At 34.8% G+C, this 19,014-nt stretch carries 18 protein-coding genes and 1 pseudogene; all 19 read right to left on the reverse strand.

What is annotated here, in order from left to right:
* Positions 1–1,927: serine-rich glycoprotein adhesin (locus H5S10_RS10350; protein WP_231795918.1), on the reverse strand; the 1,927-nt coding region annotated here is incomplete at its 3' end.
* A gap of 266 nt (positions 1,928–2,193) precedes the next feature.
* On the reverse strand, positions 2,194–2,391 hold the full coding sequence (locus H5S10_RS09480; RefSeq protein WP_182587463.1) for a hypothetical protein: 198 nt from the start codon (positions 2,389–2,391) through the stop codon (positions 2,194–2,196).
* Positions 2,384–3,709: an accessory Sec system glycosylation chaperone GtfB gene (gene gtfB / locus H5S10_RS09485; protein WP_182589381.1), complete on the reverse strand. Its 1,326-nt coding sequence runs from the start codon at positions 3,707–3,709 to the stop codon at positions 2,384–2,386. Before gtfB ends, H5S10_RS09480 begins: the two co-directional genes overlap by 8 nt.
* Positions 3,702–5,240 (reverse strand): accessory Sec system glycosyltransferase GtfA, encoded by a 1,539-nt coding sequence (gtfA, locus tag H5S10_RS09490; protein WP_182589382.1) that lies wholly within the window; start codon positions 5,238–5,240, stop codon positions 3,702–3,704. The genes gtfB and gtfA overlap by 8 nt, the downstream gene beginning before the upstream one ends.
* Positions 5,241–5,254: 14 nt before the next feature.
* The gene (gene secA2, locus H5S10_RS09495) at positions 5,255–7,603 is read right to left on the reverse strand and encodes an accessory Sec system translocase SecA2 (RefSeq protein WP_182589383.1); all 2,349 of its coding nucleotides are present in this window, start codon (positions 7,601–7,603) and stop codon (positions 5,255–5,257) included.
* A 3-nt stretch (positions 7,604–7,606) separates the two neighbouring features.
* On the reverse strand, positions 7,607–8,494 hold the full coding sequence (asp3, locus tag H5S10_RS09500) for an accessory Sec system protein Asp3 (protein WP_182589384.1): 888 nt from the start codon (positions 8,492–8,494) through the stop codon (positions 7,607–7,609).
* A gap of 2 nt (positions 8,495–8,496) precedes the next feature.
* The gene (gene asp2, locus H5S10_RS09505) at positions 8,497–9,984 is read right to left on the reverse strand and encodes an accessory Sec system protein Asp2 (RefSeq protein WP_182589385.1); all 1,488 of its coding nucleotides are present in this window, start codon (positions 9,982–9,984) and stop codon (positions 8,497–8,499) included.
* A gap of 11 nt (positions 9,985–9,995) precedes the next feature.
* Positions 9,996–11,507 carry an accessory Sec system protein Asp1 gene (gene asp1 / locus H5S10_RS09510; RefSeq protein ID WP_182589386.1) on the reverse strand — a complete coding sequence of 504 codons (1,512 nt, stop codon included), beginning with the start codon at positions 11,505–11,507 and terminating at the stop codon, positions 9,996–9,998.
* 2 nt (positions 11,508–11,509) lie between these two features.
* Positions 11,510–12,700, reverse strand: coding sequence for an accessory Sec system protein translocase subunit SecY2 (secY2, locus tag H5S10_RS09515; protein ID WP_182589387.1), 1,191 nt, complete (start codon positions 12,698–12,700; stop codon positions 11,510–11,512).
* A gap of 19 nt (positions 12,701–12,719) precedes the next feature.
* The gene (locus H5S10_RS09520; RefSeq protein ID WP_182589388.1) at positions 12,720–13,724 is read right to left on the reverse strand and encodes a sugar transferase; all 1,005 of its coding nucleotides are present in this window, start codon (positions 13,722–13,724) and stop codon (positions 12,720–12,722) included.
* Positions 13,725–13,987: 263 nt separating this feature from the next.
* Positions 13,988–14,344: pseudogene (locus H5S10_RS09525) on the reverse strand (group II intron maturase-specific domain-containing protein); the annotation flags it as partial.
* A gap of 121 nt (positions 14,345–14,465) precedes the next feature.
* A complete protein-coding gene (locus H5S10_RS09530; RefSeq protein WP_182589389.1) occupies positions 14,466–14,987 on the reverse strand; it encodes a hypothetical protein in 522 nt (173 codons plus the stop codon).
* 3 nt (positions 14,988–14,990) lie between these two features.
* The gene (locus tag H5S10_RS09535) at positions 14,991–15,467 is read right to left on the reverse strand and encodes a hypothetical protein (protein WP_182589390.1); all 477 of its coding nucleotides are present in this window, start codon (positions 15,465–15,467) and stop codon (positions 14,991–14,993) included.
* A gap of 162 nt (positions 15,468–15,629) precedes the next feature.
* On the reverse strand, positions 15,630–16,163 hold the full coding sequence (locus H5S10_RS09540) for a hypothetical protein (RefSeq protein WP_182589391.1): 534 nt from the start codon (positions 16,161–16,163) through the stop codon (positions 15,630–15,632).
* 102 nt (positions 16,164–16,265) lie between these two features.
* Positions 16,266–16,649 carry a hypothetical protein gene (locus H5S10_RS09545; RefSeq protein ID WP_182589392.1) on the reverse strand — a complete coding sequence of 128 codons (384 nt, stop codon included), beginning with the start codon at positions 16,647–16,649 and terminating at the stop codon, positions 16,266–16,268.
* Between the two features lie 507 nt (positions 16,650–17,156).
* Complete coding sequence (locus tag H5S10_RS09550; RefSeq protein WP_182589393.1) at positions 17,157–17,309, reverse strand: hypothetical protein; 153 nt, start codon at positions 17,307–17,309, stop codon at positions 17,157–17,159.
* A gap of 78 nt (positions 17,310–17,387) precedes the next feature.
* Positions 17,388–17,915 carry a hypothetical protein gene (locus H5S10_RS09555; RefSeq protein ID WP_182589394.1) on the reverse strand — a complete coding sequence of 176 codons (528 nt, stop codon included), beginning with the start codon at positions 17,913–17,915 and terminating at the stop codon, positions 17,388–17,390.
* Positions 17,916–18,194: 279 nt separating this feature from the next.
* Positions 18,195–18,407 carry a hypothetical protein gene (locus H5S10_RS09560; protein ID WP_182589395.1) on the reverse strand — a complete coding sequence of 71 codons (213 nt, stop codon included), beginning with the start codon at positions 18,405–18,407 and terminating at the stop codon, positions 18,195–18,197.
* A gap of 87 nt (positions 18,408–18,494) precedes the next feature.
* Positions 18,495–19,013, reverse strand: coding sequence for a hypothetical protein (locus H5S10_RS09565; RefSeq protein WP_182589396.1), 519 nt, complete (start codon positions 19,011–19,013; stop codon positions 18,495–18,497).
* Position 19,014: the final 1 nt, after the last annotated feature.

Consider the following 19,014-nt stretch of genomic DNA (forward strand, 5'->3'; position numbering starts at 1 on the left):
CCCTAGTAGTACCATTCTGATTAATATCTGCCATTACCGTTTGTACTGGTGCATTTCCATTATTTTGTTCACCAGTAGTGGCGCCAATTGCATAACTGGTGCCATTAACAGTACTTTGGTTATTTCCAAAGTAATTTGAGTCGCTAGTTACTCCATTATTTGTTACAACAACATTGGTATTATTAGCATTTACCGTAACAGAATAATCTGTAGAGAAAGTTGTACCAGTTGTTGTATTTAAAGTTAAATGAGCGGGATCATTAATATTAATAGTATTGTTGGAATTACCAAAGTAGAAGTTACGGTTACCTGATAATGTAGCGTTCGTTCCTTGATTAAAGGTAACAGTATTATTAGAGCCCTTTAAGAAGTAAAGATTTGTACCACTAGTATTCAGATTAATATTTGAGTTTTCACCAGCAACAAAACTAGCAGTTCCCTTAGTTAACGCAATATTTGCAGCGTAATACCATGGCCATATGCCTCTATAGTTATAAGTATTATTTATTGTCAAATTAGCATTGTTACCAACTGATACAACATGCTCGATATGATTACCCAGCATTGCAATATCAAATGGCGTAATACTATTATTAATAATTAAACTAGCACCATCATCAACTTTTAAATCATTTCCACTATAAATTAAGGTTTGATACCCATCAACGTCAGATTGTTCAGTTGTATAAGTGTTTCCATTATACTGATACGAATTCACACCATTAATAGTCGTATTTCCACGAACTTCAAATACTTTTAAGCCAGCATTTGTATCTGCGAAAACAGCAGTTCCACCTGTAGCATCTACATCATCATAAATTAATGTATACTCAGCACCTTTAGTCATAAGAACTGGATTAGTCATGGCAAACCCACCACGTTGATTAGCAGTATAAAGTTTTACAGATTTAATGATCGTCGTATATTGTGTTGAAGTATTATTATGAAGCCAAATACAATTATTTCCAATATTTAGTTCATATTTGCCAGTTCCATTACTTCCATCAATTGTAAAATTATGTGGCGTAATTTTACAATCCCCTATATCTGAGTTTCCTAAATCAATATTAGCCGTTAATTTGATAGTACTAATATTACTATCTTTAATAGCATTAATAAACTCATCGGCAGTGCTTACATTAACAGTACCTTTTTCTTCAGTTTTGTTCGTTTGAATAAAACTAGAATTAAATAATGCAATCGTCCCATTAGTAATATTCTTAGTCGTTGTCCGTAATGAAAGACTTTGATTTACTGATAAGACAGTACTATTAGAATTTTCCTTTGTAAATGTTTCAAAATCATCATTAGAAGATAATGAAGTATCACTATTAGCAAGCGAACCACTCATACTAGATGAAATTACACTAGTACTAGTTGATGCCGATTGTGAAGATGCAGTTGAAGTGCTAGTCGATGTTGAACCAGAGTTAATATTTGAGGTACTTGTTGTCGATTCACTTGTAGAAGTCTTTGATTGGCTGGTTGAGGTACTACCTGATATTGAGCCAGAATTAATATTTGAGGTACTTGTTGTTGATTCGCTTGTAGAAGTCTTTGATTGACTAGTCGATGTACTATTTGACGTTGAAGTACTAGTAGATGTTAAACCAGAGCCAATTACTTGAGAACTTTGATCAACGGTAGTCGTAGCCGCATGAGCTTCAGTTGGATTGGCTACTCCAGTTGCTCCAATCCCAAGTAAGGTTGCGACTGTTGCTGCCCCTTTTTTATAGACATCCGTCGTGTCAGAAGTATGCATATTCTTTAATGAGTCTAAATCATTAAAATCAGTTGCCTTAACTTCTTTCTTTGACCTAAAAGAAAATAATTTAAAGAAACGTGTTAATGCACTAAACCACCCATGTTTAGTTTTATATAATTTTACTTTACTTTTGTCTTCTTGTCCTTTCTTGTTTTTTGCCATAGATAAACCACCCCTCTATAATCATCAGCATATGTATCAATCTAATGACAAGCAAAATTATTATCAATGATTGTACACCTCTGCTCCCTCAAAATAAATAAATTTTTAGTGAAACATTAATTTTATTATCAACATCGTCTTAGCCTCCTGCTGTAATTATTCGATAATTTTATTTAACATCTAGCAAGTGCAATTATGAATATATAATCATTAAAAATATGTATTTAAAAAGATCAAAAAACAAATTTTCGCTTCTTGATCCTTTACTAACGAATAAAATATCCTATTAACATCATTCCAATAACTAGAATTAAAAGTAAAGTCATAAAGACGGAACGAAAGTTAATTGGTTCTTTTTTCTTTTTATAAGGTTGTCGCTTCTCTTCCTCTACTTTTTCTAAACGTTTCAAAGCATCCTGTTGAATAAGCGATTGTGGTTGGTCATGCTCTTCTTTTTTATTCACTTTGCAAGGCTCCAATCATTCTTTGATAATCTTGTACACTAACCTCACTAGCTAGTTGACGCTGCGTATCAATAAGTTCCTTCATCAATGACGGTTTTAGCAAGGCTGCCATAATATGTTTACTCATTTTCTGGACCTCTTTTACTTTAAACACATTCTGAGGATTAACGAATTGTGGTTCATGGAGTGTTTCACCAAAACCGACAATCAGCATATTTTGCTCAAAAGCGCCACGAACAGCATCCAAAATTTCGTTTTGACGATTAATATCTAAATAAATATCACAATCCGCAATCAATTGTTTAACCCGAGCTGAACTGATATTAGGATACAATTCGACATTTTCATACTGTTGATAAGCTAACAATTTACTCGACATTTCAGTAACGGCTGCAATATGAAACTTAACATTAGGCAAACTCTTAATAAGCGTTGATAATTCAACTATCTCATCCGAATTAGTAAGAATCAAAGCTTGGGGGCGCAGCTGATTAGCACGTGGATGCGGGTATATAGTCCCGAGGAATCCAAAGTCAACGTTATTATTTTTTAGGTTAGCGCCGATTCGTTGCCAATCTGTGTATCGTTGAAAAATAATATGTTTAGTCCGTGTACTATTTTCCATTAAAAATTTCATGTTACCTGGCAATTCATCCCCGATTAGCGGTTCATGCCAAAATAAAGTATCACTACCATCTGCAGGTAAGTTCAGTGAAACACTTAACCCTTGGTTTAAAGTATTATAAAAAATATGATCAAGTTTAAAACGACGTGTCTGAAGATAATATTTAACAAGTTCAATCAATGATGGAAAATGATAGCCTCCATCAACATCTAGAAAGAAATCCCCAGCAATAAGATTCCATTCAAGAAAGACACGGTCCTTTTTATCATAATATTTTCGCCATGCTGGCTGTTCGTTTCGGTAATAAGTTTGTGCAAAACGATAACCATAACGATTATAATGGTCAATCCAGCTAACTTGCCCATTATTATTCAACCAGCGAACTTCTTTTACTTGCCGAGTATTATCAGTAGCTTGGTATATAATATCTGCCCGTTTCTTATCAAGATCATATATCTGTCCCTGAGCTGCTGTACTTAAAATCCGCCAATAACGAGGTAAGGAAAGATGGTCAAAATATAAGGGCTTTTTATTTACGTTATAGTTACCCCAATACTTAATTGGTGACTCAACTTCGGGTGGTAAAAATCCATCATCATTGATTACGACCGTTGGGATTTTAATTTGAGCAGTTCGTTGAGAACGAAGAAAATCAAATGAAGCTTGATCAAAGTTATCAAATAAATTAAGCATGCTGTAACTCCCCTATCAATTGCTGCCATCGTTTAGCAACATTCTTAGTCAAATATGACTCAGCTAATGAATATGATTTTTCATGGAAAGATGCTAAGTCCGCTTCAGTAAAGTTTTTAACAATTGCTTCAGCTAGTAATTGTTCTTTACGTGAATTACTCCAATCTTCAGTATATGGCAGTAAGTAACCATTTTGTTGATCAGCAATGAAGGTCTGATTACCATACGGAACATCAAACCCGATCATCGATAAACCTGAACCAACTGCTTCCATTAAACTTAATCCAAAACCCTCACTAGTTGAGCCCGCAATATATGTTTCATACTTTTGGTAAACGTTCTTTAGATCCTGTTGTCCCATTAATTTAATATAGGAATCAGCATTATTTTTTGTGATCAAGTCTTGCAAACGACTCCGTTCACCACCCTCACCGTAAATATCCAAGGTTAGGTCAGAAACTGTTTTATGTGCCACAACTGTTGCTTCAATTACCCAATCAATATGTTTTTCGTTGGCTAATCGAGAAGCAGTAATTAAAGAATGTGTTTTACGGGGCTTTTCTGGCTTTACCAAGTGTTCTAAACTACCAACCGGGATAGTATTGATTTGTGGTTTAGCGTGGTTAAAATGTTTTTGCTGACTAGTTAGCAATTCCCTTTGCCGATCAGTGGCAACGACATAGGCGGACACATCACGATAATGTGTAAATTGATATTCATAGAAATTATTCCATAATACTTGGTGCTCATTTGTATAATGCTTGTCATAGTGGTCAGCATGAACAGGAATAACCAATTTTGCTGGTAAATGATGCTCAAAAATTAATTGACCATTAACTAATTGCTTATCTTCATCCATTCGGTCAAGAATGATTATATCATCGGGTTTAAAATTTAATTTCAGAAGCATTTCGCGATAAAGGTCAGTTTTTGAATAATAGTTTTGATTAGGAAATTCAAATAGTTCGTGCCCCTCCCCATCTAAATGTTGGGTATACGCAATCGTCCCATCTCCATTATAAAATTCCCGAAAAACAACGTGATTATCATGAGTATCCCCACTATAATATTCTGTTGCATATTTCGTATATGAATAGAAATCACGTTTAATTAGTTGATTGTTAACGACATAAGTAACCTGGTCAATTGTTCCTTTCTCACGATCATTGTAGCGTGGCACGATCGTGAGTTTTTCTTTTGCAGATTTATACTGCAACTCTTTCATGCCATTATCTGGCTGAAGGATAAAATTTCGTTGCTCAAGATGATTTTGCTTAACAAAGGTATCGAGTAAAAAGGTTGATGGAGCAATTTTAATATCAGTAAAAAAGTTGTAAAGCCAGATAATCTGATCATCATCAAAACCCAGATTAGCTGTTAAATCAGCAATATTGTTTCCTAAAATTAGATCAGAAAAAATAAACTTAGCTGAAATATCAATATTGCGAAATGCTTGTGCACGATATGACTGAGCATACTCGACACCACTACTGGCCCAGCCAATTCCTAAATTAATATTGTATACGGTCATATTTTCCTCCATCATCAATTAAAATAAACAATTAAATTATTAGCTTTATCCAATCGAATAATACTTAGCATTAAATTATCAACTACCTTTTCCGCTACCGTATCAAACATCTTTGCAAATGCTTGGTAAGCTTTTTCTTGATACACAAATTTAGGGTCCCGTTGTGCAGTTGCCCATGGCTGAACGATCGCTGATAATTTAGCTAAATAAGCCATCTGATCAGTCCAACTACTATCAAGTGCATTTAATAAAGCTGAACGATAAAATTGGTTTAATTGTTCACTATTGATTAATACTTTCGCCTTCTGTTCTAATACCCTTTGACAAAATTGTTCTAAGTATTTTTGTATTTTTTCGTGGCTTAATTCTAAATTATCGGGTAAATTAACAACATCATAAGTGAAATGTTGGTTCATTAAATGCCGTAGTTCTAACGCAGTCCATTCTACTTTTTCATCAAGATAAAGTGAAATTCCTCTGCTTAACCATTTTCCAACATTTTTTTCTAAATGAGCGGTTCGCATTAGCTCATCACGGCGATCATAAAGATACTTACGTTGAATTTTTAATGCAGCTTCATTTTTATTAACATTGCTACGTGCCATTTGCTGATTAGCAGCTACCCGGTCATTTAACATTGTGATACTCATTTTTAAGCGTGGGCTACGCAACTGTCTATCAGTCTTTTTCTTTTGTAATTGACGATAATAATTTTTGAACCGTTTGGTACTATTCTTGGCAAGATAGCTATCTTCTAATGAAATATAAAACTTACTCGAACCAGGATCACCCTGCCGACCAGCTCGCCCAGCTAACTGCATTTTCACTCGCGTTGGTAACATTTCCGTCCCAATTACCGCAAGTCCACCTAATTCTTTAACTCCGGTCCCGAGCTTGATGTCAGTTCCGCGACCAGCCATATTAGTAGCAACCGTCACCGCTCCCTTTTGTCCAGCATCTTTTATAATGTCAGCTTCTCGTGCAACGTTAAAAGCATTTAAGACATTATGGGGAATTCCTTGATCCAATAACAATTCAGAAATGATTTCTGAATTTTCAACTGATCCAGCAACTAATAATACTGGTCGACCTTCGCGATGAAGTTGAAGAGTCTCATTAAGGGCATGAATTAATTTTTGGCGAGTTGTTAAATAAATTTGTTCCGGATAATCTTTACGAAGTATTTTCTTTCGCGTTGGGATTTGAATTACGCGCATCTTATATACTTCAAAGAATTCTTGCTCATCACTTTTGGCGGTTCCACTCATTCCAGCGATTTTATTAAACAAACCAAACAGACTAGGAAAGGTAATTGAAGCTGCTACTTGTTGGTTAGGCGTAATATCAACATGTTCTTTTGCTTCGAGTGCTTGATGCAACCCTGTACTGACCTTTACCCCTCTTTTTAGCCGACCATTTGCCTCATCAAGTAGAACAACCTTCCCTTCACTAACTAAATAATCATGACCATTCTCCATAATAAAGTGAGCACGTAAGGCAAGAATAATGTGACGGTATACTTCCCGATATTCACTTGCAAAAAGATCAGTAATACGAAAGAAACGCTGTGCTTGTCTAATGCCGTGTAATGTAAGCCAGACTGCAGTTTGATCTTCATTCAGTTTATAATCAATTTCAGGTTGAAGAGTGTGAATAAAATTATCTGTCAACCGATATAAATTTGATTGAACCATTGGCATACTTGATACCACAAAAGGCGACGTCGCTTCATCAAGTAAAATTGCGTCAACTTCATCGATAATGACATAATTAAACGGTCGTAGATATTGATCATCAAGTCGCGTTGCTAAATTATTAAATAAGTAATCAAATGCTAGACTACTAGCTGTCGTATAAACAATATCAGAGTTATACCACTCTCTTTTTACTTGTGGTGATGGTTTTTGATCACTATTTGTAAAGCCAAGACTTACAGTTAACCCTAACCACTCATAGACTGGCTGCAATTGCTCTTTATCTCGTTGCGCTAAGTAATTATTAGGAGTTAATAAGAAAGCTCCTTTTCCAGTTAAAGCATTCAAATATAAGGGCATCGTCGCTGTTAAAGTTTTACCTTCCCCGGTCTTCATTTCCGCAATATTTCCTTGATTTAAGACAATTGCACCCATAACTTGGACGTCATAAGGAAACATCCCTAAAATCCGGTAGTCTGCTTCCCGAATGGTCGCAAAAGCGCGTGGCAAGATATCATCAACGGTTTTACCATTAGCTAATTCTTTTTTTAATAGAGCAGTTTGATGTTTGAGTTCTTCATCGCTCATCCCTCGCATTTCACTTGCCAGGGCATTTACTTTAGCAAGCGTACGTTTTACCTTTTGTAACCTAAAATTAGGGTGCGTCATATTTTATCCCTCTTTTAAATTTATTTCTTGAATAATCGAAAAGATAATTGGCCAGTCTGGATTAACCAATACCGGGGAACTCCAAGTAGTAGGGGGCAATAACGGATAAATCACATCAGCAATTTGCGATTGCGGGTCAGTCTGATTAGTAATAACCGCCTTGATTGTGGAAAGTTCCATCTTTAACTCTAATACTACTCGATCTAGCTTAGGATTAGTACTAATAACATTAGCATCATAAATTCGCTTCGAAATTAACCATTGTTTTAAAATTGCTACTACATCAGCTGAGGATTGCCATGCAACACTAATCGGCTGCATTTTATAATCTTCATACTTTTTTAAATCTGGATATGTTTTGCGAACTCTTTTATTGTCAGCAATTAAAAGTAGATTGAGCTTTCCCTTTACAGCTTCATTTATTGGCTCGTGAAACCAAACATCCTCATTAACGCTTACTGGAAGGTCTGCATCACAAATTTCAAACCGTTGAAAAGTTAAATCAGTAAGGCCATTGTTAATCAATTCTAGTCGATACTGCACCGCTTCTGGTGGATAAACAAATTCAATTGATCGTTGCTGAAACTCGATATGATTAATTTCGTGTTCTTGCGCGTCAAAAAAGGTTAACCGAATAATTAATGAATAAATCGGCGCCACTTTTGTATTCACATTTAAGCGATATTTATGATTATTACGGAGAATTGGTAATTGTGGAACTAACTTAGTTGCCTGGTATGAATTTACAGAATTCCAGTTCATGATTACTTTTCCAGGTGCCATGAGAGAATTATGAAATGAAACACTATCATCAGAATTTATTTTAATATCTGAACCCGCAGAATAAGCATTTGTTGGTTCCCAATAGCCTTGATTAACAAAATATTGCATTTTTATTCTCCTCGTCCAAAAGCATTATTTATTTCTGTAAGGCGGCTAACAAACCATTGAACAACTGCACGATTATCATTATGTCGTCCAGGAAATCCTTTACTAACAAACAATCGTGCGTTTTGAATGACCGCGTTTTCCTGCATTCTTTTTATTGCCAAATTATCATAATCATCATTTTTCATATACCCAACATATATCCGCGTCTTAGTTAAGTCGGTTTGATTCATTAATTCCCAAAATTTTGTATCTAATTGCTCAAGTTGCTCAGAATTTAAAGAAGATACTAATTGCCGATCTATATCAAAAATTGTATCAAATTCGTCTGGTCGCTCTAGACGTGCTCGTAAAGCAACCTGACCTAAATTAACAGTTGGCTTAGCAACATTAATTGCATAAGGAGATAGTTGCGCACCAAGTTTAATTGCCGGATACGTTCCCATTGAAATTCCATTCAATACTAATTGTTGCCGACTAAAGCCTAATTTCCTCAACGTTCTAATAATTGTAGTTTTGATCTGGCTTTCAATTTTTTCACCCGTATAAAACTGTCCCACTGCTAAGCGTGGATCCGTAAACAGTAAGGCTGGAGTATGGTTACGTCTAAATAGAGGATATGCTTCAAACCCCTCTAAACCACGTGCTCCAGAAAAATAAACATGTAATGGTGGTCGCAAATCACCCGGATTAAAATAATATGCAATATCTTCGCCAGTTACCGAATCAACAAGGCGTTTCCCTCCTGTAAAAAATTCACCATAATCTTTTCGTGACCAACGTGCATGCAAAACACCTAATGTTAATTCTCCTTTTCCGAGAACTTCAAGACTAACATTAGCATATCGTGGAACATCTTTTAGTTTAATTGGTAGTTCTTGTTCTTCATTATTCTTCGAAAAATTAAGGAAATATTGGTCCTTAGGATTGCCATCTCCTGCACCTGGCTGAACAATAACTCGTAAACGAACTTTAACATTAGTTTGCCGATTATATTCAAGACTAAATTTAAATAACCGTTGAGGATCAATATAAATATTTTGCTGATAACTACCTAAATTAGTCCATTCATTAGCCTTAATTTTTAATGTAAGGTGACCATCATCTACAAATGCCCCTACTGGATTATTTAATAATAATTTAGTTGGTGCAAGCCGCATTCCAGATTGTCCATGAAAAAATCTGACCGGCAATTGATTAATTAATTCTTGAGGTTCTTCAACAATCTGACGTGCTTCTTGACATTTAATAAAATTTAAGCCGGCTTTACTAAGGTCCTTTTCAGCAAATGGAGAGTACAAAACACAATAAGGAGGGACTTGCCATTGAAGCTTTCTCCACAAATCATCCTCTAACTGAACCCCTTCCGTAATTATTACTAAATCGAACTTTTGTATCCCTGCATGAGGATAGGTATTATAAGTCCATTTTATTTCATTTGGAATTTTATATTTATCTGCCCAGTTTTGTGCACCTAACTGTAAGACATTCATGAAGACTCACCTCATTTCGTTAAAACTTTTTCCCACTTCTTTTGTAATTCTGCCGCTGATAACTGGTTCATCAGTTGAATGTTGTAAATAAGAGCTTCATTCCAATGCTTAAGGCTACCTAAATAATAGTCTAATCCCTTATTGATATCACTGATTTTAGGACAAATTAATCCATTCTGATAATCTTTAACTTGATCATTTGCCTGACGATATAGTTGCGGGATACCTGTACTAATGGCCGAAATTTGTAAAAATTCGTCTAATTGGTTTCCCCAGTCAATTAAGATCCGTAAAGAGTCCAATTGTCGCCCCGCTTCAGCAGGAGTACTAATTCTTTTTGTATCAATAGTTAGTTTAGGAATATCAATTTGCTTCGTCAAAAGTTCTTCAACTTCATTTTGTTCCTCGCTAGCTAAGATAAACTCACCCTGATGAGTCTTTTTCAAATTTTCAAGAGCTTGCTGAGCTTGTTGGAATTTTTCAGTACTATAACTCATTACCGTCAATGCTGTTGTTTTAGGATTTTTTAGTAATCGCTGATAAAGTAATTCCAACACTTTATCAATCTCATCTTTTGCCATTGACTCAATAAAAAGACCTATTCGCTCTTGATCCGAACGTTGACTATGGCCCAAATTAAAACGAGACTGAAATAGTGGAATTATTGTTGCATCCATATTAGTTTGTTTTTTTATATTATTTTTTGTTTCATTATTATCTGCAACTAAAATTAGTTTTTGATTCTTTAGTGCATCAAGACTTTCACGATACGTATGCCAACGACTTAAGGAGAAAATTGGTTGATAAGATGAATAAGTTTTTGGGTCGATTACCGCTTGATCATCCATCGTAACAATCAAATTATCTCGGTCCACATTAAACTTACTTAAAACCTGCTTAATAACAACTTCTGTGAGTAAATCATTTAAATGCTCATAGTGTAAGTGATTTGTTAATCCTGAAAAGCGCTTATTAATTTCAACTTGATCAGATTTCACATCATGTTTAAATCGCCAATACCCCTGTTCGTCATAATAAATATATTGATATGGCTGGCCATTTTCAAATAATTCTTCTCGCGAAATAAAGCCGCGACTATCAAGTAGTAATCGCCGACTTATCTTATCCTTTTCCAGATAGTCCACCCAAAGGATTTTACCTTGTGTATCAAAAATTACTTTGGCATAAGGATTTTCTTTGACCATCACGATTATTCGAAAGTTTGTAAAATCATAGTAAGCTCCAGTTGGCCAATTGAAATCACGGTAATCAACAATTTGACTATCAACATGATGAACTCCTTGTAGATAATCAAAAGTACTAAAAATTTGTGCTGGTGAGATCGTTAGTTGATTTAATTTGGTTGATAATTGTGGCTGATAATCAGTAATTATTAGTGAAAAGGGCTTTTGGTTAGTTTGAAATACTTTGATATGACTAACTGCATCATCAAATTCAAGTTTAGGAATAGTATGAGCCCAATCTTCTGACAACTCATGCCAAGCAGGAACTAAATAATCCATAATCACTCATCCTTCATTAAATGTGCGTATCTTAATGGGAACAATAACATTAATAATTGATCTTTTATTCCCTGCATAAACATTACAATCATTATAATATTCATTGGTAAAATTGCTAATCCAGCGAAATCTCCCAGAATACGAGATCCTAATAAACCAAAGCTTAATTGGATAGCATTCAAAAGCGCTCCCCAAAAAGATACGTGAATTAATAGACGCTGTAAATATTTTTTCGTCGGTTCACCAGGGCGAATGCCAATAATGTAATTATTATTATGTAACATTATTTTGGCATGTTCTTTAGGATCAAATTGTACAAACGTAAAGAAGTAAAATAGTGCAAAAGCTAATATTCCACTAAGTACAATTTCAAAATAAGGGTTAGCAAATAAAGACTGTGGACCTAAAATATTTGCTAATAGCGTTGGAATCATTAGCAATGACATCCCAACCATATAAGTCATCATCGCTCCCATATTAAGGCCTAGAGGAAGAATTATCGGCTCATCATGACTGCTTATCATTGTATTGACCATCCTAATCGGATAATAAGCACGATTAAAAGAAATCCAAAAAATTAAAAGTCCAAAGCTTGCAAGCACTACCAATGCCAACCAAAGATATCCATAAGACTGACCCACTATTTTTCCAATTGATGATAATAAATTAGGCAGGGTACCAGAAATAATGTTAAAAAGGATAATCGTTATTGTTCCACCAATGCCAAATTTCGTATTCATATTCCCTAGCCATACTACAAATAAGCTCCCAGCAGTCAACATTAACGTTACCGCCAAACCCGTAAAGAAATTTGTCGTAAGCTTTAGCATTAAAGTAATAGCTAACGATTGAATAATTGCAAAAATTAAAGTTAACCATTGCTGTATTCTCATCGTTTGTTTTATTGAAAATGTATCAAAGTAGAATAGGCGCATCATCGTTAGCAACTGAATAATCATCATTGCAATCATTAATGGGTTCAACCCAACTGAAAATAACGATAATCGCTGTAAGTTACCCCCACTCATAAAACTCATAATCCCTAGAGAACTATTAGCTAATACCTGCCGAAAAGTTGTCGAAATATTAACTAATGGTAATGGAATCGTACAACCCAAAATATAAATGATTAAGATAAAGAATGTAGTTCCTAAACGTTTTAATAAATTATTTAATTGTATTCTTTGTATCACTTTTTCCTCATCAGCTTTTTTATTGATAATGTAATTTAAATATTGCTTCTGTTAATGCTTTTTTAGCAAAATAGCCGTTACGAACTAATACAGCAAAGTCATTAACTCGTTGAATCATTTCATTATAAGACTGATCGCCTATCCCTTGTACCTTTTCGATTGCTTCATCTAAGTTATCAGCCACAATTCCTAAGCCTTTGCGTAATATCGTTTCACTTTCTGCCAAAGATTTATTAACAATTACTGGAATACCAGCTGCTAAATATGAGCTTAGTTTATGATTTGCATTCATGTTCATATAGTTCATTGTATAAGGCTCATTAGACCATACAAGTCCAAATCCACCATTTTGCCTTAGTTTTGCTAATAACAACGCATCTGATTGCCATCCCATAAATTTTATGTTATCATATTCGCTTATTTTTTGAGGCTTAGCAAAAACATATAAAGGTGATGGATATTGCCAGTGATTAATTAGTTCAAATTTTTGTGGATTTCCTGCAAAGTTAATAACCTTTGAATTTTGAGGAGTAAAAGTCAAATCAACATTAGTTGGATGGTCCCACATATGTTGAATTACAGTTTTTTTTACCATTAATCCCTGATCCCGCAAAAAATCAATCATTTGTTGAGAAGCAGCGATAATTACATCAGCTTTATTATAATAATTAATAAATTGTGGCATTAGGTAACGATTTGATTCAAACATCAATGGAATAATATCATGAATAAAAATAATTTTTTTAACATTATAAGGAGCAAGATGATCAATAAAAGCTTGATCCCACTCAATTGAATTCCAACTTGGTGATTGAAAGATAATAGTATCATTTGCTGAAACAGATGCAATAATACCATCAAAACGCGAACTTAACTGTCCTTGTGGTTCACCTGGCCAATTATAATTGTAAATTCCGAGTTCGTTAAAGCCAAGTTCGCGACCTATTTTAGCTATTTGATTTTGTGCTATTTGAGCTGTGCTTTGAAAGCTCTGACCATAAAGATTTGTAATATGGACTGTCAACGATGATTCCTCCAAAAATTATTTATTCCTACAACCTTTTTATCATTAAAATAACAATTATATTAAGATAATTATATTATACACTCTTTCATACCATGGTATGTTACAAGTTTTGTCCCCCTTCTCTTAAGTATCGATAAATAATTATTCAACACTTCTGTTCTCTATTTTAAAAATCGAGTAGGAGATAATTGATTAATTCAATTATCGACCTCTCACACCACCGTACGTATGGTTCCGTATACGGCGGTTCGATAACTTAATCACTTTTGAATTGACTGGAGCGTCTTGGACATATTCATAAGTCCGAGTCGTTCCAGTTTTCTATTAGTTAGAGAGTAGCTCAAGGTCTTACTGTGTGCAGTTCGCTAGTACCCGTAAGGGGTACTAGCGAAGACATATGCATCATGCTGAGACAGTCCCGGTTTCTGTAAATTAGTTACCTTAGTTTTAAACTTCTTCCATTGCTTCCAGATATACTGCCTTATTCGGGTCCTCAACCACTTGTCAAGGCGTTGAATAAAGTCAGTTAGTTTCCCAATTGAGTAGTACTGAAGCCACCCACGCATTTTTCGGTGAATTCCTTCAGATTCCATCTCACAGTGGACACCCCTGTCCCTCAGCTCATGGTTCCGACTACTGCGGCCCATAGCGGACTTTCACCGCCTAGCTAACACCCATGCCGGACGTACCTAGAAAGGCAGCAAGTCTCATCCGTGTTAGAAAGACTTGCTGCTTATTTTAACGATAATGAATTTTAAACCATATATTCCAGATCCATTGTAGATTTACTTTAGGCTTTGGGGTATTTTGTTTAATTTCTTTTTGAACATAATCCAACTCATCATAAATAAGTTTTCTGGAATAGTTTGGCATATTTTGTTTAATTTCTTGTTTTACTTTACCGCTATTAGAAAAGTATAGGCCATAATTATCATCAGTCATTTGGTCAGCACGGGTTAAGGAGTAGACAGCCGCATATTCATCAATTTCTAAAAAATCGCCCTTTCTTTGAAGATTATCTTTTGTGAGCCTTATTATAAGTGGTCCACGTGTTGAGCCAGTATTTCTTGTTTCATAGCCAGGAGTATAACGTGCTGGCAACCAATGTCCTAGTAAAACTGGAATAAACGGATACTGCTTTCTATTATGTGGCATATGCGTTGCATAATAATAGGCATTACTTCGCAAATTAATCGGAATCCTAATCAATATAAATAACCCTACCACTACACTAATAATTATAATTATTACTTTTTTCATTTTTTATCGTCTCCTTCTAAAGAAACGTTTAACTCGATTTACAGTTCTCTTCACTGTCCTCGATACGCTTCTCGTTACCTTACGATAAGTTCGTTGAACTGCTCGGGTAACTCTTCGTACTGAATGAGTAATTCGTTGTGGCATTTGCCGAATAGTCGTTACCGTTCTGTTGCCTCGTCGAATAACAGGTCTGGTAATTCGTTGAACAAACCGTTGGACAGGTTTAACAATCGGTCTCGCAACTCTTTTTACACTATTAATTACTTTGGTAGCTGCTCGTTGTACCGTTTGTACTTGTCTCCGAGCTGCTTGCGTCATTCTTTGCGGAAGTGTACGAATTGTATTGTTAATTGTTCGGCGTTGATTTTGATGAACAACTTTAATATCATTCGCAATTACCTTTCCATCTTTCTTAAGGCCATTAACTGCATTTTGAACTTGTTTTTTAGCCGATTCTTTTGCCTTTCGACGATTTTTCATGTAATCAATAATTCCAAGCCCTATACTCAGAAAACAAATGCAGTAAACCTCAACATGGATGAGACTTTCTGCATTTCTAAAGCACATAATAATAGCCATCTGTATGCAATAATAACGATTATAAACCTTGCTTTTTCCGTTCTCTGATTTGCTTTATCCCCTTTAACGGTATTGACTAGGAAGCCTAAACCATAAGTTCCATAGCCATTGTAGATTGATCAAAGGCTTTTCTGAATTTTGTTTAATCTCAGACTGTATTTGTTCTAAAGCATGTTTCATCTCTTGTTTAGCATTCTTTGGCGGGTTTCCAATTTTATAGTATTCGTTAATTACCCCATTTTCGGAAAAAGAAAAGCTTGCCAAATTATTTAAATAATAATTTGGGTCATTGTAATCTTTGCTGTAACGTATATGAGCACCATTAAGTTCAACTATATCCTGTTCTGTGTGAATTCGTTTCTTGTTAATACTTACTGTATAACTTCCTCGTTTATCATCATTTTCCACATTATAGCCAGGGACATAACTTGCAGGAAGGTAATTCGAATCTAACAGTGTAACAAAAGGGTAGCGATTCTTTTGTTGCTGGGTATGAGTTGCATAATAATAAGTATTATGATGAAAATTAAATGGTATTTGTAAAATGAATAATATGCTCAAAACGATTATGGTTATCCAGATTGCTTTCTTTTTCATTTATTTTCTCCTAATTCGATACCCGATACCATACATTCCAGACCCATTGGAGATTGATAATTGGCCGCCGCGAATTCTTTTTAATTTCATTTTCTACATTATTCAAATACTTGTAAGCTTTTTTTCATGTTTTAATTCTTTTTTTGTATCAACTAATTTCCCATCGCTACTTAAAATAATATAGGAAACCTTCTTACTATTTTTCGGCTTATATTCCACCAATTCTGGCATTAGTCTAAAACTATCCCCGTTCTTTTCAGTTTTCTTAACTTCATTCAAAGTTGCTTCTCGCAAATTTTGATGAATTACTTGGTAACTAGGAACATAGTTATCAGGTAAGTAATTATTTCCCAATAATGGTACAAATCTATAATACTTACTATTATTATTTTTCATATGGGTAGCATAATAGTAAGCATGGTAATGAAGATTAAAGGGAATTTGCACTATAAAAGCTATTCCCAATATAATTAGCCATTTTTTCATCGTCTCTTCCTCCTAAAGAACTTTTTAACTCTCGTTCTAGTGTTTTTTACGAATCTTGAAACTGATTTACGGGCTGAGTTATATCTTTTAGTTACAGTTCGCTTCACTGCACTATTAAATCGTTTAATCGGCCTTGGGGTGTATTTCTTATACACTCTTTTAACAGCGTTAACTGTTTTTCGATAAATCTGTCTACCAGTTCTTATTGGGTGAGTAATAATACGTTTCGTGGCCGTATAAAGTTTGGTAGCTTGCCTTTTCACATGAGCTACACCTGCTCTGGCTTTTTGTACTACTTTCTTTATCGTTTTAGCTGGATGCATTATAGCTTGAGCTGCAACTTTAGCTCCCTGCTTTACAGTTCGCCAGTTGCGCCATGCTAGCAATACGGCAGTTGCAATCCCCATCGTCGTAACAAGCACTCGACTAGTTATTATATTTAACTTCGAACGTTCTACCATTGAGCAAAGTGTTAAACTGGCCGAACAATCGATTTCACAACTCTTTTTACATTGTTAAATGCCCGCACTGATTCTGATGAACAACTTTAATATCATTCACAATTATTTTTCCATCTTGCTTGAAGCTATTAACTGCATCTTGAACCTGTTTCTTAGCTGATTTCTTTGTCTTTCGACGATTTTTTATGTAATCAACCATCCCAAAGCCTATCGTAAGGCTTAACGCTTTATAGTTACTAAACTCATCCGTGTTGGAAAGACTTGCTGCTTATTTATTCTATCGATAATGAATCTTAAACCATACGTTCCAAATCCATTGTAGATTTACTTTAGGCTTAGGAGTATTTTGTTTAATCTCATTTTGAATATTGTTTAACTCATCATAAATCAGTTTTCTGGAATAGTTTGGCATATTTTTACTATTTTCACTATCAACTGTTCCATTGTTATGATTAAAGAAATACAAATCATAGCTGTTACCAACCATTATTTCAGAAGTACTCAAAGCATAGAAAGCTGATCCTCCTTTAATTTGTAAAATATCATGTTTTTTTCTAATACCTTCTCTCGTTATTTTCATCAAGATTGGTCCCCTCGTAGACCCTGTATTTTTTGTATGGTACCCGGGAACATAGTTTTCCGGTAAATAATGACCTGACAATATTGGCACAAATGGATACTGATTACTTTTATGTGGCATGTGAGTCGCATAATAATAAGCATTACTTTGTAAATTAATGGGAATTCTAATTAAAATAAATAACCCTACCACTACACTAGTAATTATAATGATTACTTTTTTCATCTTTTATCGTCTCCTCCTAAAGAAACGTTTAACTCGACTTACAGTTCTCTTCACTGTCCTCGATACGCTTCTCGTTACTTTACGATAAGTTCGTCTTACTGTTTGAGTTACTCTTCGTACCGTCCGGGTAATGCGTTGTGGTGTTCGCCGAACAGTTGTTACCGCCCTATTGACTCGTCGGATAACTGGTCTAGTAACCCGCTGGACAAATCGTTGAACGGGTCTCACAATCGGTTTCACAGCTTTTTTTACACTATTAATAGCTTTTGTCGCTACCCGTCACACTGCTTGGACTTGTCTTCGGGCAGCTTGCGTCATTCTTTGCGGAAGTGGACGAATTGTATTGTTAAATGCCCGACGCTGATTCTGATGAACAACTTTAATATCATTCGCAATTATTTTTCCATCTTTCTTAAAGCTATTAACTGCATCTTGAACCTGTTTCTTAGCTGATTCCTTTGTCTTTCGACGATTTTTTATGTAATCAACCATCCCAAAGCCTATCGTAAGGCTTAACGCTTTATAGTTACTAAAAAATATAGCAAGTCTCATCCGTGTTGGAAAGACTTGCTGCTTCTTTTAACGATAATGAATTTTAAACCATATATTCCAAATCCATTGTAAATTTACTTTAGGCTTTGGAGTATTTTGTTTAATTTCTTTTTGAACCCTGTTTAAATGATTGACTGTTAGTTTTTTACTGTAAACTGGAATATTTTTTCCTTTTTCATATCCATCATAACTTCCGTCTTCAGTAATAAAGATTGTATATCGATTATAATAATTTGCTTTCTTTGGTATATATGTAATAAAGTGTTCTGAAATTTTTAATATATCACCATCTGCTTTTACATTTTTTTTATCTATTTCCATAATAAGCGGGCCTCTTGTTGAGCCAATGTTTTTTATTTCATATCCTGGCACATAGTTTGACGGCAATCGATGTCCTAGTAAGACTGGCACAAACGGATACTGCTTACTGTTACGTGGCATATGCGTTGCATAGTAATAGGCATTACTTCGCAAATTAATTGGAATCCTAATTAATATAAATAACCCTACCACTACACTAATAATTATAATTATTACTTTTCTCATT

The sequence above is a fragment of the Limosilactobacillus balticus genome (genome assembly GCF_014145615.1).
In the GTDB taxonomy this organism is placed as follows: Bacteria; Bacillota; Bacilli; order Lactobacillales; family Lactobacillaceae; genus Limosilactobacillus; species Limosilactobacillus balticus.